Raw genomic sequence first — 18,197 nt, forward strand, 5'->3', positions numbered from 1 at the left:
ATTAATGAAACACAAATTAAAGCTTTTTATTGTTATCTTGGGAACTATTTTTCTATCTGCTTGTTCTGCTCAAAACGGAAATAACACAGGCTTTTTTAACACATTTTTGGTAAACCCTTTTGCAAGTGCTATTCATTTTATCGCTGATCTTTTTCATGGAAATTATGGATTAGCCATCATTATTATCACGTTAATCATCCGTCTTCTTCTTATGCCTTTGATGTTAAAACAATCAAAGAATCAACAAGAAATGAAAGTGAAAATGGAAGTTCTTAAGCCTGAACTTGAAGTGATTCAAAAAAAGATTAAGGCTACAAAGGACCAACAAGAACAACAAAAGCTTCAGCAAGAAATGTTCGGTCTCTATAAAAAGCATGGGGTCAATCCATTATCCATGGGATGCTTGCCAATGCTCATCCAGATGCCGATTTTAATGGGATTTTATTATGCAATTAGAAGTTCAGCTGAAATTGCTAGCCATTCATTTCTCTGGTTTAGCCTTGGTCAACCCGATATCATCCTAACTGCAATTGCCGGAATCGTATACTTTTTACAATTCAGAGTAACGATGTCCAACATTCCTAAAGAGCAACAAGGACAAATGAAAATAATGGGCTTATTATCACCTGTTATGATTGTTTTTGTCTCATTTAGCGCCCCAGCAGCTCTACCATTATATTGGACGGTTGGAGGAATCTTTTTGATTTTCCAAACTTGGTTAGGTAGGGTACTTTATAAAACGCCTAAAGCTCAAGCAACAACTAATGAATAGTAAAAATGGACCTGCTTATGATTAGCAGGTCCTTATTTGTAACCGATAAAATATCCTAAAAAGGCTAGAAGAATGCCTAAAATATAAGTAAGCGCCAAGTAGATGATTGAAATAGAAAACTTTTTTGCAAATAGCAATTGAATGGCTTCCACACTCATTGTTGAAAATGTCGTAAATGCTCCTAAAAATCCCACTCCAAAAAAGGTGTAGATCCCTTTTTCAAATGGTGCTGCAAATAAGTAACCAAGTAGAAAAGAACCGAGTAGGTTTACTGCAATTGTACCAGTTGGAAAATCGGTAGCAAATCTTTTTTTCGCTACATTCCCAACATAAAATCTGCTTATAGCGCCAAAGAAACCACCTATTGCTACTAAAAACCATGATGTCATTTTTCTTCACCTACTTCCCTTTGCTCTCCCATTCTAAAACCAAAGGCTGCAAAAAGTAAGCCACCAATTAGACTTATGAAGATGTAGAAAGTGGCAATTAATAATGTCCCACTATGTATGAGAGTAACAACATCAACACTTAACGTTGATAATGTTGTGAAAGAGCCTATTAAACCAGTTCCTATTGCTGCTCTCATATGAGGATGAATGACTTTTGCTGTCAACCAACCGAGTATATATGCTCCAATTAAGTTAACGAAAATCGTTCCAACCGGAAAGCCAGTACCGAATAGCTGCAAAGAAGCAAGCGCCACCACATAACGCAACAAGCTACCCACCGCTCCTCCTAATCCCACATACAAATATACCTTCAATTCAAACACCAACTCTTATTAGAAATGTAATCTCCAGACCTGTTGCTGAAATACAAAAGGAACTGTGTATACAGTTCCACGTTTGTCTAGTGATATTGCTTGTCAAAGTCTTACTCAGCAGCTTCAAAATAATCCTTGTAAAATCCGCCAACTTTTCCGCTATTGTCAACGATAAAGTAAAATTCCTCAGTCTCATTTTTTACTTCATACATTTTACCAACAGTTAAAGCATTGTTGACAATATATTTTTCAGCATTTGTATGCACACACTTTACCGTTTTAATCGTTTCTGTATCGTTCCATGTTAAATGTTTCATTATGACAGCTCCTTCAATGTGTATCTAATCCCTATTATAGTGAAATAGTTTGAAGTCACGCAACAAAAGTTTTTTTCGGATTCTTGTTACTTTCTCCACCTCAAATGTGAAGATTTCACCGGTTATGATATTTTTTAAGGTTACATAAGTACGCTCACATATCGTATCTATTCGGATAAATTCCAAAAATGGATAACATTTATTTTTGTACATTACTTCATAATAGCCATTTTCAACAAATAGCTTCATGAAACTAACCTTCTTTCTAAAAGGGGTTAATTTCATTTACCACTTCAGTTGCTTGTTTGAAACATTTTTCTTAGAAAGTATTTCTTAAAATTCTACAATGCATCCAAGTCTAGCTAATTCAGCTACGAGTTTCTGAAAATATTCTGTGCTTACTCTACCTTTAGACCCTCTTAATATTTCCTTTGCATAATGGGCTGGTGGAGCTTGTTCTCTCTGTTTCTCATAGACATGGAAAGTTAAAACATCCATAAATAATTGATTATTGACGGTCACATCTACAAAGGTTGGGCGATACCACCCACCGTAAAACCCTTCTCTCCTAAATAAATATTCGACTCCCTCATACGGAATTTCATATAATATTCCTTCTGTTGTCCCACCAACTTCAATAATATCGGCCCTGCCTCCATCCTCAACAGCAAATAGATATTTCATTGAATATCCATTTAATAGACTAGCCCCTACCACATTTTCAAAATAATGTTCAACATTTGCTATAGAAAATCTCTCTGTGTCCATACAAGATCCGTAAGCAAAATAATAGGTTGAACTTGGTTTAGTCTCCATTAGATGATGTAGTTTCCAATCTCCATGTGGGATCGTGACTTTTCCAAGTCCAATCTTATTTTCTATATAAACAAAGCACTTATGTGTACCGCTATCGGTAAATACATCAGTAGTTATTCTATCGTACTCATTATCGTCTCTGCCTTCCTCATAGTCTTCTAGTATATCTAACTTTAGTAGAGTTGCATTATCAATTTCATAGATTTCTCCATATACTTTTTGTTGAGCAGAGCTTTTCATCACCGGATATCCGCGGCCAGTATCAAATAACTCACCAAAGGTCCACGCCTGTTCAGCTAAACAAGGGCTCCCATTTAATAAATGATGATATCTTCCATGTTTTCTTAATGTACCGTACACAAATACTTTCATGTTCTTCCCCCCAGCCAAGATATTCCTATTTTACCTTATATCCAACAAAAGAAAAAACTTTTTTCTGAAAATTTGGTGAAAGTGGTTTTCAACATGCTGAAAATCCTTTACAATGAATTAACATAGTTTTAACAATCCTTTACCAGGAGGTATGCACTATGAAGATTATGAGTAACGAAATGTTAATTGTCTCGTATCGTGATGCATTGAAGTCGGGGAAGGATAAGGAATGGGCAAGAATTTTAATGAATGAAATCAGAAGACGCGGGCTAAAACCGTTCAAAAACTAAGATTAAAAAAACCACCGTTTGTAAAAAACGGTGGTTCTCTTTTTGCTATTCGATTTTTTCCCCTAAGGACTAATGTTAAAATACTACTACCGATTTTAACGTAGAAAAAGCTATTCTGACATTCCCAAATAAGTTTGCAGGCTCTTTTCTCATTTGTATACAGCAGGATGTCATCGAAAACATCAATACTATAATTTATGGTTTTAAAAACAAGTCAGTTTTTGAGAAAAGAGCTTCATTCAAAAATTAATGATTCTGGATCCTCAATTAATTCCTTCACTCGCTTCAGGAATGTAACTGCTTCTTTGCCATCTACAATACGGTGGTCATAAGAAAGGGCAATATACATCATCGGGCGATTTTCCATTCTTTCCTCATCAATCGCAACCGGACGAAGCTTCACTGAATGCATTCCCAATATTCCAACCTGTGGGCCATTTAAAATTGGTGTAGACATCAACGATCCGAACACTCCACCATTTGTGATGGTAAAAGTTCCACCTTGTAGGTCATTGAGAGCTAGTTTGTTTTGGCGAGCCTTATCAGCAAGGTGTAGGATATCTTTTTCGATTTCCGCGAAATTTTTACGATCCGCATCTCGAACCACTGGTACAACCAAACCTTCTGGTGCTGATACAGCAATTCCAATATCGTAGAATTTCTTTAAAAGGATTTCATCGCCTTGAATCTCAGCGTTTAATAACGGAGATTTCTTTAGAGCTGCAACAACTGCTTTTGTAAAGAAGGACATAAAGCCGAGCTTCACATCGTTTTCTTCTTGGAATTGGTCTTTACGACGTTTTCTTAAGTTCATCACATTCGTCATATCTACTTCGTTAAAAGTCGTAAGCATCGCTGCTGTTTGCTGTACTTCAACAAGACGGTTCGCAATTGTTTGACGACGCCGAGACATACGGATTCTCTCCACTGGCTTATTGCTATCAACAACTACATCTTGTTTTACTGCTGGAGCAGGTGCAGGCGCAGCTTGAGCTGTTTTTGCCTGTGGATTATAATTTTGGACATCATGAGCGCGAATTCGACCTAATGGATCGACTGTCGGCACTGCAGTTAAATCAATTCCTTTTTCACGAGCAATTCTTCGTGCTGATGGAGAAGCAATTGGTCGACCATTCTTATCTACTGTTTCCTCCACGGCTTGTGGTGCCTCAACTGGTGCTTGTGCAGCAGGCGTCTCTTCCTTCTGTACCGGAGTTTCCTTTGGTGCAGGAGGAGTAGCTACTCCTCCTTCTTCAACGACAGCAATTACTTCACCAACATTAACTGTATCACCCTCGGTGTATCGTACTTCCGCTAAGACTCCGCTAAAATCAGAAATGATTTCTACATTGACCTTATCTGTTTCTAATTCAACCAGATAATCGCCTTTTTCCACTTGGTCCCCTAATTTCTTAAGCCACTGAGCAACTGTACCTTCTGTAATGGATTCTGCTAATTCAGGTATTCTAACTTCTGCCACCTTAATTTCCTCCTTCTACCGAGCGGGTTAATGCTTTCTCTATTATTGCTGCTTGTTCCTTTTTATGAACATCTGGATCTCCCTCAGCCGGGCTTGAACGACGTCTGCGACCAACATAGTCTACTTCTACTGCACTCGTAGCAATTTCTTTAATACGAGGCTCTACAAAAGTCCATGCTCCCATATTTTTCGGTTCTTCTTGAATCCAGACAATTTCTTTTAAGTTTGGGTAACGCGCGACGATAGTGCGAAGCTTTTCCATTGGGAATGGGTAGATTTCTTCAACCCTTACGATATGTAACCAATCTTGTTCTTGTACCGAATCGAGCTGTTCCATAACATTGATCATAATCTTCCCAGTTCCCATGACAATTCGTTCAACCTTTTTATCTTGTTGACCGAGTCCATCCTGCTCAATGACTGCTTGGAATTCCCCTTCAGTAAAGTCACTCGCATTCGAAGCTACATTTACGTTACGAAGTAAGCTCTTCGGTGTCATAATGACAAGTGGACGAACCTCTTCCCTTTGTAGAATTGCGGCTTGTCTTCTTAATACATGAAAATATTGAGCAGATGTTGTTAAGTTTGCAACTGTCCAGTTATTTTCCGCGGCAAGTGTTAAAAATCTTTCCATTCTTGCACTGGAATGCTCTGGACCTTGCCCTTCATATCCATGTGGAAGAAGAATAACTAGACCCGATTTTTCTCCCCACTTTGCTCTACCTGCAGAGATAAATTGATCGAATATTACCTGTGCTGCGTTAGAGAAATCACCAAATTGTGCTTCCCATAATACAAGCGTTTCTGGAGCGAACACATTATACCCATACTCGAATCCTAGGACAGAGCCTTCAGATAACGGACTATTGTATACGGCAAATGATGCCTTTGCTTCAGATAAACGATGTAATGGTGAAAACTTTCTTCCCGTATTTTGGTCATAGAGAACAATATTTCGATGAGCAAACGTTCCACGTTCCGAATCTTGACCAGACAGACGTACTGGAGTTCCATCTACAATAATGGATGCAAATGCCAATGTTTCTGCTAATCCCCAATCGATTTTGCCATTGTCATGGAATCCTTCTTTTCTTCTTTTTAAAATTCGGCTTAGTTTACTGAAAACCTGAAAATCTTCTGGCCAATCTAATAATTCTTCATTGATCGTTTTTAACGTATCAAAGGAAACCTTCGTCTCGATCCTCGGAATGCCCTTTTCAACCGTAATAGGTGGTTTCGGATCGTCCACTACAGCTTTTTCTGCTGGAACCTTCGCATATGCTTCTTGAATTTTCGTTGCAACACCTGAATAAATCTCGTCGATCTCAGAATTAGAAAGAACGTTTTCATTTTCAAGTTTGTTCGCATATAATTCCTTCACAGTTGGATGCTCATGTATAAGTTGATACATTAATGGATTCGTAGTCATCGGTTCATCCATTTCGTTATGTCCAAAACGGCGATAACCAACTAAATCAATTAAGAAGTCCTTTTTAAATATCTCCCTGTATTCACAAGCTAATTGAGCTGCCGCCAATACGCTTTCTGGATCATCTGCATTTACGTGAACAATCGGCATTTCATACCCTTTTGCTAAATCACTAGAGTAACGAGTAGAGCGGGAATCGAATCGTTCAGTTGTAAAACCAATTAGGTTGTTAGCGATAATATGAATCGTTCCACCTGTACGATATCCCTTTAAACGGCTTAAATTCAGTGTTTCTGCCACGATTCCTTGACCCGGGAACGCTGCATCTCCATGAACCAAAATGGCCATCGCGGAATTCAAATCTTCCTGTGGATACCCTTTTTCTGTACGGTTATCTTGAGCAGCACGAGTGAATCCTTCTACAACCGCTCCGACAAATTCAAGGTGACTCGGATTGTTAGCAAGTGTTAATCTTGCTTTTGGTCGATCTTCTTCCTTCAATTCACGATTTAAGCCCAAATGATACTTTACATCTCCGGTCCAACCGAAATTAATCCCAATTGAACCTTCTGATGGTACAAGTTCTTTATTAGGGGCATGTTGGAATTCTGCAAAAATCATTTCGTATGGCTTGCCAAGATTGTGTGCAAGCACATTTAAACGACCTCTATGCGCCATCCCGATATTGACCGTTGAAGCCCCTTTTTGCACTGATTCTGCAATAATTTCATCGATCAAGGGGACTAATGTATCAAGTCCTTCTATTGAAAACCGCTTTTGACCAACGAAGGTTTTATGAATGAATTTTTCAAACTCTTCAACCTCTGTTAATCTTTGTAATACTTTTCGTTTCTTCTCTTTATTAAAAGCAGGAAGAAGTGTTCCTGTTTCGATTTTTTTTCGGAGCCATATTTTTTCCTTGAGACTATTTACATGGCGAATTTCAAAGGCAATTTTGCCTGTATATACCTGTTTTAAATATTCAATCGCTTCATAGCCATTTTTAATATTTGCAGGTATATCAGTTGAAATAAAGCGAGCAGGAATTTTCTCAAGGTCCACTTTTGTCAGTCCATAAAATTCAAGCTCAATTAATTCATTGTCGGGCTCTTGATTTTTGAGCGGGTAAATATCAGCAGCAAGGTGGCCGTAGCCTCTTATTTTATCTGCTAGTGAAACCGCTGCTATGATTTTTTCAGTTGCCACTTCATGAGATACATTTGTGATACTAGTGCTTTCATGAGCCGTCTCTTCACTAGGCGGACCATATTTGTCAAAGAGACTGCGAATGTCTTCTTCAACTAACTCTGGATTTTCTAAGTAGATTTCGTATAATTCCATGACGTACCCTAAGTTCGGTCCGTGAAACCCCTGCCATACAGGTCCTTGACCTTCTAATGGCTTTCTCATGTGAAAAACCTCCAAAATAGATAAAAATAGAATTTATATCCTCTTACCCCTTTGTTGCATAGCAAAACTCAAATTTTAGAATAATATTATTTTTCAGAGGATATAACGTTTTCATAGATATTCTAACACGATCATGTGAGATCTACAAAGGTTTTTACTATTGAAATAGTAAAAAAATGTATCATCTAAATACCTATTGCGATAAAATTTTTTGAAAGCCTTTTCACAACGTTTCAGATTATTAATCCAAATTTGGACCACCGGTCTTCTCGTACCAAAGTGAACTTCTAATAATTAAAAAAGAATTTTCACCTTTTTCTAACCTTGGATAAATTTTCGTAAAAATAGACAAAATATGCTTTGAATTTAATCCTAGGAGGACTGACAGAGCGTGAATGTAGGTCGTGCAAAAGAAATAGTAGAAAGCGCTGATATCCACAACGTCACTTATGAAGGAACACCAGTCATTATTCAACATGTGGATGAGCAAACGAAGATAGCCCGAATTTATTCTAAGAAAAATCCAGAAGATGAACAAGATGTACCGATTCTTAATTTAATTGAAGAGGATTAACATCAATGGTTCCCCACCATTTCCAGAAAATTTTGTTGACTTCGTTCATTTATTGTAGTAAAGTTTAGAAAATTGAATCTTGTATTTCTTATCAAGAGAGGTAGAGGGGCTGGCCCTATGAAACCTCAGCAACCTGCATGCATTTTACGCAAGGTGCTAATTCCAGCAAGTTCGCTTTTAAGACTTGGGAGATAAGAAGAATGGCTAAATCAAACGTAAAAGTCTTCTTCTTATAGAGGACTTTTTTTTATTTCCCTACGCCGTTTTCTTATTGCTTGTTGTTTTTTTCGTAAGAAAATGAACAATCTCTGCGAAAAGAGCCTTTACCCATCACCACCTAACATAAAGGAGTGTAATCAATGCATCAACTTGAAACGACTTTAGCGCAAATTGGAAATCGAAGTGAAACGGCAACTGGTACGGTCAATCCCCCGGTTTATTTTTCTACAGCCTTTCGACATGCGGGCATTGGAGAATCAACGGGCTTTGATTATATTCGTACTGGTAATCCAACAAGACAGTTGCTCGAAAAAACGATCGCTGACCTTGAAGAAGGCGATGCAGGTTTTGCCTGTAGTTCCGGTATGGCTGCCATCTTGACAGTTGTCTCTCTGTTCCAATCAGGAGATGAATGGATTGTTTCTCAGGATCTATATGGTGGAACATACCGTATGTTAGAACAAGGCTTCAAAAAGTGGGGCTTGAAGGTAACGTATGTCAATACAAGTGAACCCGATAACATTTCAAAATACATAACCAATCATACAAAGGCTATTTTTATTGAGACACCAACAAATCCTATGATGGAACAAACAGATATTAAAGCTGTAGCAGAAATTGCGAAAGAAAATGAGCTTCTCCTCATTGTTGACAATACTTTCTATACACCTTATATTCAAAAACCGATCACAGACGGCGCAGATATCGTTATTCATAGTGCTACTAAGTACTTAGGTGGTCATAATGACGTTCTTGCAGGCTTAGTTGTCGCAAAAGGTGAAAAATTATGTCAAGATCTAGCATTCTATCATAATGGCAACGGCGCTGTCTTAAGTCCTTTTGACTCTTGGCTCTTAATGCGTGGAATGAAAACATTAGCTTTAAGAATGGACCGACACGAACAAAACGCAAAAGCACTTGTTGAATATCTTTCAAAACATCATAGCATTACGGATGTTTTATATCCCGGTCGTGGAGGCATGATTTCTTTCCGTGTTCAAGATGAAGCTTGGGTTAACCCTTTCTTAAAAAGCTTAAAACTTATTTGTTTTGCCGAAAGTCTTGGTGGTGTGGAAAGCTTTATTACTTACCCTGCTACTCAAACCCATGCTGACATCCCAGAAGAAGTTCGATTTGCAACCGGCGTAGATAATCGCTTATTACGTTTTTCCGTTGGTATTGAAAATGTCCGCGACTTAATAGAGGATTTAGAGCAAGCCCTAACAAAAGTGAGTAAGGAGGCTGTACGATGAGTGACGATTGTTTTTCTTTTGAAACAAAACTTCTTCATCATCGCCATAAGTTTGACGTAACCACAGGCGGTGTAAGTGTTCCGATTCAACACGCCTCCACCTTTCATCAATCAAGCTTCGATAAGTACGGAAAATATGATTATAGCAGAAGCTTAAATCCTACAAGAGAAGCTCTAGAAGAGCAAATTGCCGAGTTAGAAGGTGGCGTTCGTGGCTTTGCTTTTGCTTCAGGAATGGCTGCCATTTCAACAGCCTTCCTCCTACTTTCAAAAGGAGATCACGTTGTCATTACGGAGGATGTGTATGGTGGAACGTTCCGTATTGTGACTCAAGTGCTTTCCCGATTTGGGATTGAGCACACTTTTGTAGATATGACGAATCTTCGAGCAGTCAAAGATGCGATCCAACCGAATACGAAAGTATTTTATGTTGAGACTCCTTCAAATCCTTTACTAAAAGTCACTGATATTGAAGCTATCAGCCAATTAGCAAAGGCGCATAATGCTTATACTTTTGTTGATAACACCTTCTTAACCCCAGCTATACAAAAACCGTTGGAATTAGGTGCTGATGTGGTCCTTCATAGTGCAACCAAGTTCCTTTCAGGTCATAGTGATGTTATCGCAGGTCTCGCGGTCGTAAAAGACCAAGAGCTTGGAAATCAACTAGCTTTTTTACAAAATTCTTTCGGAGCTGTATTAGGTGTTCAAGATGCCTGGCTAGTAATGCGTGGATTAAAAACATTGTCCGTAAGACTCGAACAATCTGTCACCAATGCTACTAAAATAGCAAACTATTTAAAGGATCATCCTTTAGTGAATAATGTATACTATCCAGGACTCCTCGACCATCCGCAACATGAGTTACAACAGAAACAAGCAAAAAATGCTGGTGGGGTACTTTCGTTCGAACTAGAGAATGAAGAAGTAACGAAATTTTTCGTCGAGAACGTTAAAATCCCTGTGTTTGCCGTTAGCTTAGGAGCCGTTGAGTCCATCCTCTCCTACCCTGCTAAAATGTCACATGGTGCGATGCCTAAAGAGGAACGCGAAAAACGAGGGATAAGCAATAGCTTATTAAGGTTATCTGTTGGATTAGAACATGTCGATGATCTGATCGCTGATTTTTCCAATGCCTTAAGTAACGCAGTAGCTGTAGTAAAATAGAAAGGAGTAAAAGTATGAGTTTCCTAGACAGATTAAAAAATGAAATCTTAATTGCAGACGGCGCCATGGGAACCCTTTTATACTCCTACGGAACAGATAGCTGTTTTGAAGAACTAAATGTATCCCATCCAAATGATATTCTTAAAATACATGAGGCTTATATTGCTGCAGGTTCGGACATCATCCAAACGAATACTTATGCTGCAAACTATCTAAAGCTACAAAGATATGGCTTAGAAGAATCCGTTAAAGAGATAAATTCGGCTGCTGTAAAAATCGCAAAACAGGCTGCTGAAAATAAAGCATATATTCTTGGAACAATGGGGGGAAATCGTGGAGTTAATCCAAAGGCGATTTCAATCGATGAAATAAAGAGAAGTTTTCGCGAGCAACTCTATTGTTTATTATTAGAAGGTGTTGATGGAATCCTCCTCGAAACCTTCTATGACTTAGATGAAATTGAAACGGTGTTAGCCATTGCTCGCAAGGAAACAAATCTACCTATTATTGCGCAAGTGTCGATTCATGAGCCGGGAATCATGCAAAATCAAATGCCAATTAATGAAGCTTTTGAACGACTTGAAGCATTAGGGGCAGATATTGTTGGCTTAAATTGTCGACTTGGTCCCCACCATATGATTAAGAGTTTAGAAGAAGCGCAGATTCCAAAAAAGGCGTTTCTTTCTGCATTTCCAAATGCAAGTCTACCAACCTATACAGATGGAAAGTTCCATTATGAAGGAGATGCAGATTATTTTAAGAAATCGGCACAAGCCTTTCGTGAACAAGGAGTTCGTCTGCTTGGAGGCTGTTGTGGAACGACTCCTGATCTTATCCACTCCTTTGCAGAGGAGCTAAAGGGTACGAAGCCAGTTACAGAAAAAACGGTCAGGATTCAGCGTGTTTCTTCTATTCCTATTGAACACTCACCAATAGAACGGAATAATACACCGTTACAAACTATCGCATCAGTGCGTCCTTCTGTAATCGTTGAACTTGACCCACCTAGAAAGTTGAATACAACCCGCTTTTTCGAAGGCGCAAGAGCACTGAAAGAAGCAGGAATCGATGCTATAACGTTGGCGGACAACTCTCTTGCCTCCCCTCGCATTGAAAATTCAGCGCTTGCTTATTTAACGAAAACACAAGTGGGATTACGTCCCCTTGTTCATATTACATGCCGCGATCGTAATATGATCGGCCTTCAGTCTCACTTAATGGGATTACATACACTAGGATTAAATGACGTTCTCGCTATTACTGGTGACCCTGCTCGTGTTGGGGATTTCCCAGGAGCCTCTTCTGTATATGATGTTTCCTCATTTGAATTAATTCAAATGATTAAGCAATTTAATGAAGGTCTATCTATTTCCGGGAAGGACCTCGGTCAAAAAGGTGACTTTTCTATAGCGGCTGCCTTTAACCCAAATGTTCGTTCAGTTGAAAAAGCCGTACAACGATTGGAAAAGAAAATTAAGTATGGTGCTGATTATTTTATTACACAACCTGTGTATTCAGAAGAAAAGCTAATTGAGGTCCATGAGGCAACAAAGCATCTAGATACCCCTATTTATATTGGCTTAATGCCACTTACAAGTAGCAAAAATGCTGAATTTCTTCACAATGAAGTGCCCGGCATTAAGATTTCCGACTCCATTCGGAACACAATGGCTGCACTGCAGGACGATCCAATTCAATCCGCACGGGAAGGAATTGCAATTACAAAATCACTAATCGATGCAGCTTCCGAGCTATTTAACGGAATTTATTTAATTACACCATTTTTACGATATGAATTGACGGTTGAGCTTGCTCAATATGCAAATGAAAACAGCAGCGTCCTAGGGAGGAAGCAAAATGTCTAATGCAATACTGAACAAAGAATTAACGAAGAAAATTCTCATTATGGACGGCGCAATGGGAACCATGTTGCAGCAAGCTGAATTAACGGCTGAGGACTTCGGTGGTGAACAATTTGAAGGCTGTAACGAAATCTTAAATATTACTAGACCTGATGTAATTGAATCGATCCACCTTCAGTATTTAGAAGCTGGTGCTGACATTATTGAAACCAATACGTTTGGCGCTACAGAAATTGTCCTAGATGAATATGAATTAGGCTCAAAAGCATATGAACTCAATAAAACGGCTGCCCTTATTGCGAGAAAAGCTGCTGATACAATGTCTTCCCCTTCTTGGCCTCGCTTTGTAGCAGGTTCGATGGGACCAACAACAAAAACACTATCAGTAACAGGTGGGACGACGTTTGAAAAGTTGCAGCAGTCCTATGAAGAACAAGCCCTAGGATTGATTGATGGGAAAGTAGACATCCTTCTTCTTGAGACTAGTCAGGATTTGTTAAACGTGAAAGCTGGATTTTTAGGTATTAAGGCGGCATTTAAGAAGAGAAATGTGGAGATTCCTATTATTCTATCGGGAACGATTGAGCCAATGGGTACGACCCTAGCTGGACAATCCATTGAGGCATTTTACATTTCCGTTGAACATATGAAGCCTTTAGCGATCGGACTAAACTGTGCGACCGGTCCAGAATTTATGCAGGACCATATTCGCTCATTATCCCAGCTCTCTACAGCAGCGGTTAGCTGTTATCCAAATGCAGGATTACCAGACGAAGAAGGAAACTATCACGAAACACCAGAATCTCTTGCTAAAAAACTAGGTGGATTCGCTGCAGAAGGCTGGCTAAATATCGTTGGTGGCTGCTGTGGCACGACTCCTGATCATATTAAGGCCATAGCTGAGGAAATGAAGCGATACGAACCTAGAAAACCTGCAGTACTACAAAATCATATGGTTTCTGGTATTGATCCTTTTATTTATGATGACCCTACCCTTCGTCCGATTATGGTTGGAGAAAGAACAAACGTCATTGGTTCAAGGAAATTCAAGCGCCTCATCTCAGAAGGAAAATTTGAAGAAGCAGCTGAAGTTGCTCGAGCACAGGTGAAAGGCGGAGCACATGTCATTGATATTTGCCTAGCAGACCCTGACCGTGATGAGCTTGAAGACATGGAAAATTTCCTGAAAGAAGTAACGAAAAAAATTAAAGCCCCTCTCGTCATCGATTCAACTGATGAAAAGGTGATTGAAAAAGCTTTATCCTACTCACAAGGAAAAGCGATCATCAATTCAATAAATCTTGAAGATAGTGAAGAACGATTTGAATCGATTTCTCGTCTTGTACATCAATTTGGTGCTGCGGTAGTAGTTGGGACAATTGATGAAAAAGGAATGGGTGTTTCTGCTGAGAGAAAGCTAGAAATCGCGAAGCGTTCCTATGATCTACTAGTAAATAAATATAAGATTTCTCCCGTAGATATCATTTTTGATCCACTTGTATTCCCAGTAGGAACAGGTGACGAACAATACATTGGCTCAGCGAAAGCAACCGTTGATGGAATTCGATTGATAAAAGAACATTTTCCTAAAACATTGGCTATTTTGGGTATTAGTAATGTTTCCTTTGGCTTACCTCCTGTCGGCAGAGAAATTTTGAATTCTGTCTTTCTTTATCATTGCACCCAGGCTGGCCTTGATTATGCCATTGTAAATACAGAAAAACTGGAGCGCTTTGCCTCCATTTCCAAAGATGAAGTCGCAATGGCAGAGAAGCTACTTTTTGAAACAACAAAGGAATCCTTAGCGACCTTTACCGAATTTTATCGAGATAAGAAAAAGGAAGCCAAAAGCTCGATTCCGGATATGACCCTAGAAGAAAGACTTTCCTACTATGTCGTTGAAGGAACGAAGGAAGGATTAATTCCAGACCTGAACCTTGCTCTTGAGACTTATCCTACCCCGCTCGAAATCATTAATGGTCCATTGATGGATGGGATGAAGGAAGTCGGTCGCCTATTTAATAACAACGAGCTTATCGTTGCCGAAGTTTTACAAAGTGCTGAAGTGATGAAAGCCGCTGTATCTCATCTTGAACCATTTATGGAGAAAAGCGATACAAGTTCAAGCAAGGGAAAAATTATTTTAGCGACGGTAAAAGGTGATGTTCACGATATCGGAAAAAATCTCGTTGATATTATTTTAGGCAACAATGGATATGAGGTTATTGACCTTGGAATAAAGGTTACTCCGACCACTTTGATTGAAGCTGTAAAAAAAGAAAAGCCAGATATGATTGGTTTATCAGGACTATTGGTAAAATCCGCTCAACAAATGGTTCTAACAGCACATGATTTAAAGCAAGCTGGAATCGATATTCCGATTTTAGTCGGTGGTGCAGCACTATCAAGAAAATTCACCGATACGAAAATATCAAAAGAATACGATGGGTTAGTTCTCTATGCAAAAGACGCAATGAACGGCTTAGCAATTGCCAATCAAGTTCAAGATCAAGAAGAGCGAAAAGTATTAGTTGAAGCGCACAAAGCAAAATTAGAAGCTGCTCCTGTTGTGTTTAACTATGAACGTCCTGCTACAACAGCCGTTTTAGAAAAACCTAAGGTGAGCACCAGTGTCCCTGTTCATATTCCAAGAGATACGAAAAGACATATTTTAAAGTCCTATTCACTCGCTCATATTGAACCATACATTAACAAACAAATGCTAATCGGCCATCATTTAGGCGTAAAGGGAAAAATCGAACAGCTTTTACAGGCAAACGACGAAAAGGCTCATAAGGTTAATGATATGGTCAATCAACTTATTGTCGAGGCAAAGGAACATGAATGGATAACGCCTTCTGCGGTGTATCAATTCTTCCCTGCTCAATCGGACGGCAATCAGATTTATATTTACGACCCTGAAAATCCTAAACGAATTATTGAGCAATTTGATTTTCCTCGTCAGGATCGAGGAGCACAGCTATGTCTCGCTGATTTTATTAAATCAGTTGATTCAGGTGAAATGGATTATGTCGGATTTTTCGCCGTAACGGCAGGAAAAGGCATCCGCAAGCAGGCTGATAAACTGAAGGCTGAAGGAAGATTTTTAGAGTCTCATGCGCTACAGGCGCTTGCTCTTGAATCTGCTGAAGGCTTTGCTGAATTGATTCATCGTCAAATTCGAGATGCGTGGGGATTCCCAGACCCAATTCAAATGACGATGCAGGAGCGTTTTGCGGCAAAATATCAAGGACAACGTTTCTCTTTCGGTTACCCAGCTTGTCCTGAGCTTGAAGATCAAACGAAGCTATTTTCACTCATTCATCCTGAAGATATTGGTATTCAATTAACAGAAGGATTTATGATGGAGCCCGAAGCGTCTGTAACAGCGATGGTATTCGCTCATCCGGAAGCGAGATATTTTAATGTATTATAAACACTCTATACTCCGAGCTTCTTGCTTTTGAATACAAAAAAACTAAAAGCCAGAGACGCATTTAGCTGCATCTCTGGCTTTTTTATACTATTATTCTTTTAAAATAGGCAACTGTACCTCTACTGTCGTGCCTTCCCCTTCCTTACTTCTAATGTTCCATTCCCCATCATGACTTTCAATGATGCTTTTTGAAACCATCACTCCAAGGCCGGTACCTGTGGGTTTAGTCGTGAAAAAAGGTTTTCCGATATTTTGTAAAATGGATTCAGGAATACCAACACCGCTATCTGTAAAGGAAATGACAATATAATCACATTTCCGCATTGTTTCGATGACAATGCTGCCACCTACAACACTAGCTTCAATGGCATTTTTGATAATATTGATAAACACTTGTTTGATTTTATTTTCGACCCCTTTAATCATCACAGAGCTTAAATTTCGGTCCACCTTTTGTTGTAGCGTGATTCCATGTAAATTAGCTTGAGCACTCATAAGTGTAGTTACATTTTGTATCAATTGGTCCAAACTCACTTCTCTAAAATCATCATGACCTGGTTTAGCCAATAATAATAACTCACTTACAATTGTATTTATCCGATCAATTTCTTGAATCATTATATTGACATAATCGCTATCCGTCGAATATTTATATTCGAGTAGCTGTGTGAAACCTTTTAAACTAGTTAAAGGGTTGCGAATCTCATGGGCAATACCCGCAGCTAATTCTCCTACTACATTCAGCTTTTCCGATTGTTGAATAAATTCTTCGTTCCTTTTCACTTCCGTCATGTCTCGTATAACAATATGTAGAGAGGCTTTCCCTTCATAAACAAAAGGAATGATTTTGATTTGAACATCAATCACATCACCATTCACGCAAACCAACTTCTCTTCATACGGAAGAATCGATTCTCCGCGTGCTAACTGATTGTATACATTTCTTGCTTTTCCCTGATCAGATGGATGAACAATTTCGAACATGCTTTTTCCGATTAACTCTTCCTTTGAATTGCCCTTCAAAAGCTTTACACCTGTATCGTTAATAAACGAGATATTTTCGCTTGAAACAGTTCGAACAATAATCGCCTCCGGTGAATTCTCAACGAGTTGACGATATTTTTCTTCACTTTCATATAATTGCTTCATTGTTGCTTTTTTTTCATCTATTTCCTTATGTAAATTCCTATTTGTTTTGCTAAGCTCCAATGTTCTTTCTTTCACTAAGCTTTCAAGCATTTCAAAATAGTGTTTTCTTTCCGTTATGTCACGAATCGTACAAACGAAAATTTTCTCATGTTCAACCTCTGCATCCGCTATGTGAAGTTCAATCGGAAAGGTCGACTTATTTTTTCGAATAGCCGTCGATTCCACATTCGCCTTTGTTGGAATATCAGTAATTGATAGTTCGAAAAGCATATCGACATTTTTTCCGATTATCTCATCGTTAGAATAGCCAAACATCCCTTTTACAGTAGGATTTAAGGATAAAATCGTACCATCTTCTGAAAAAAATACGATTGAATCGATCGAGGTTTCTCCAATAGCTCGTGACATCGCTTCTTTTTTCTTTAACTCTGTGTAGACATCTTCTAGCTCCTTTGTACGGCTAGCAATTAAATCCTTTTGCTCTAGGATGAGCTTTTTCTGTAAGTACATCGATATAAAGCCTTCAACCTTACATTTTAACACGATCGGATCAAAGGGCTTGATAATATAATCTATTGCGCCAACTGAGTAGCCATATAATACATTCTCAACGGTTTGACTCAAAGCCGTGATAAAAATAATAGGTACATCTTTTGATTTTTCTCTTTCACGAATCATTTTTACTGTTTCAAATCCATTTAATAATGGCATTTGTACATCCATCAAAATAACAGCAAATTCTTCCTTTAACACCCACTTCAATGCTTCTATTCCTGAATTCGCCTTTATTAGTCGATACTGGGGAGAAGTGAGTACGGCCTCAAGAGCTAATAAATTTTCAGGACGATCGTCAACCATTAAAATATTAACTTGTGTACTTTCCATCTCT

The 18,197-nt window shown here is 38.7% G+C and carries 14 protein-coding genes and 1 riboswitch; of the genes, 7 read left to right on the plus strand and 7 right to left on the minus strand.

Translation table 11 applies throughout. The features are described from left to right. Window positions 1-4: 4 nt before the first annotated feature. On the plus strand, window positions 5-772 hold the full coding sequence (yidC, locus tag FA727_RS07480) for a membrane protein insertase YidC (protein WP_136830280.1): 768 nt from the start codon (window positions 5-7) through the stop codon (window positions 770-772). 32 nt (window positions 773-804) lie between these two features. Here yidC and crcB read toward each other — a convergent pair whose 3' ends face one another. The 4 genes from crcB to FA727_RS07505 all read right to left on the minus strand — a co-directional run bounded on the left by crcB (window position 805) and on the right by FA727_RS07505 (window position 3,040). Beyond that, window positions 805-1,161 (minus strand): fluoride efflux transporter CrcB, encoded by a 357-nt coding sequence (gene crcB / locus FA727_RS07485; protein ID WP_136830281.1) that lies wholly within the window; start codon window positions 1,159-1,161, stop codon window positions 805-807. Continuing rightward, on the minus strand, window positions 1,158-1,544 hold the full coding sequence (locus tag FA727_RS07490) for a fluoride efflux transporter FluC (RefSeq protein ID WP_281280862.1): 387 nt from the start codon (window positions 1,542-1,544) through the stop codon (window positions 1,158-1,160). The genes crcB and FA727_RS07490 overlap by 4 nt, the downstream gene beginning before the upstream one ends. A 101-nt stretch (window positions 1,545-1,645) precedes the next feature. Further along, the gene (locus FA727_RS07495; protein ID WP_136830283.1) at window positions 1,646-1,852 is read right to left on the minus strand and encodes a DUF6501 family protein; all 207 of its coding nucleotides are present in this window, start codon (window positions 1,850-1,852) and stop codon (window positions 1,646-1,648) included. A gap of 333 nt (window positions 1,853-2,185) precedes the next feature. Then, on the minus strand, window positions 2,186-3,040 hold the full coding sequence (locus tag FA727_RS07505) for a gamma-glutamylcyclotransferase family protein (RefSeq protein ID WP_136830285.1): 855 nt from the start codon (window positions 3,038-3,040) through the stop codon (window positions 2,186-2,188). Between the two features lie 158 nt (window positions 3,041-3,198). Here FA727_RS07505 and sda point away from each other — a divergent pair, with 158 nt between their 5' ends. Next, window positions 3,199-3,330: a sporulation histidine kinase inhibitor Sda gene (gene sda / locus FA727_RS07510; protein ID WP_136830286.1), complete on the plus strand. Its 132-nt coding sequence runs from the start codon at window positions 3,199-3,201 to the stop codon at window positions 3,328-3,330. A gap of 235 nt (window positions 3,331-3,565) precedes the next feature. Here the strand turns inward: sda and odhB are convergent, their stop codons facing one another. Beyond that, window positions 3,566-4,810 (minus strand): 2-oxoglutarate dehydrogenase complex dihydrolipoyllysine-residue succinyltransferase, encoded by a 1,245-nt coding sequence (gene odhB, locus FA727_RS07515; protein ID WP_136830287.1) that lies wholly within the window; start codon window positions 4,808-4,810, stop codon window positions 3,566-3,568. A gap of 1 nt (window position 4,811) precedes the next feature. Continuing rightward, on the minus strand, window positions 4,812-7,649 hold the full coding sequence (locus tag FA727_RS07520) for a 2-oxoglutarate dehydrogenase E1 component (protein WP_136830288.1): 2,838 nt from the start codon (window positions 7,647-7,649) through the stop codon (window positions 4,812-4,814). A gap of 391 nt (window positions 7,650-8,040) precedes the next feature. Between FA727_RS07520 and FA727_RS07525 the strand changes: the two genes are divergently transcribed. The 5 genes from FA727_RS07525 to metH all read left to right on the plus strand — a co-directional run bounded on the left by FA727_RS07525 (window position 8,041) and on the right by metH (window position 16,159). Then, window positions 8,041-8,223, plus strand: coding sequence for an H-type small acid-soluble spore protein (locus FA727_RS07525; protein WP_136830289.1), 183 nt, complete (start codon window positions 8,041-8,043; stop codon window positions 8,221-8,223). Window positions 8,224-8,308: 85 nt separating this feature from the next. Then, a riboswitch (SAM riboswitch) is annotated at window positions 8,309-8,421 on the plus strand. Window positions 8,422-8,582: 161 nt separating this feature from the next. Next, a complete protein-coding gene (locus FA727_RS07530) occupies window positions 8,583-9,695 on the plus strand; it encodes a methionine biosynthesis PLP-dependent protein (RefSeq protein ID WP_136830290.1) in 1,113 nt (370 codons plus the stop codon). Then, window positions 9,692-10,861 (plus strand): cystathionine beta-lyase, encoded by a 1,170-nt coding sequence (gene metC, locus FA727_RS07535; RefSeq protein ID WP_136830291.1) that lies wholly within the window; start codon window positions 9,692-9,694, stop codon window positions 10,859-10,861. The genes FA727_RS07530 and metC overlap by 4 nt, the downstream gene beginning before the upstream one ends. Before the next feature lie 14 nt (window positions 10,862-10,875). Continuing rightward, on the plus strand, window positions 10,876-12,726 hold the full coding sequence (locus tag FA727_RS07540; protein WP_136830292.1) for a bifunctional homocysteine S-methyltransferase/methylenetetrahydrofolate reductase: 1,851 nt from the start codon (window positions 10,876-10,878) through the stop codon (window positions 12,724-12,726). Further along, window positions 12,719-16,159 carry a methionine synthase gene (gene metH, locus FA727_RS07545; RefSeq protein WP_136830293.1) on the plus strand — a complete coding sequence of 1,147 codons (3,441 nt, stop codon included), beginning with the start codon at window positions 12,719-12,721 and terminating at the stop codon, window positions 16,157-16,159. Before FA727_RS07540 ends, metH begins: the two co-directional genes overlap by 8 nt. A gap of 90 nt (window positions 16,160-16,249) precedes the next feature. Here the strand turns inward: metH and FA727_RS07550 are convergent, their stop codons facing one another. Continuing rightward, window positions 16,250-18,193: a PAS domain S-box protein gene (locus tag FA727_RS07550; protein WP_136830294.1), complete on the minus strand. Its 1,944-nt coding sequence runs from the start codon at window positions 18,191-18,193 to the stop codon at window positions 16,250-16,252. Between the last annotated feature and the right edge of the window lie 4 nt (window positions 18,194-18,197).

It is taken from the genome of Robertmurraya kyonggiensis (assembly GCF_005116465.1).
In the GTDB taxonomy this organism is placed as follows: domain Bacteria; phylum Bacillota; class Bacilli; order Bacillales; family Cytobacillaceae; genus Robertmurraya; species Robertmurraya kyonggiensis.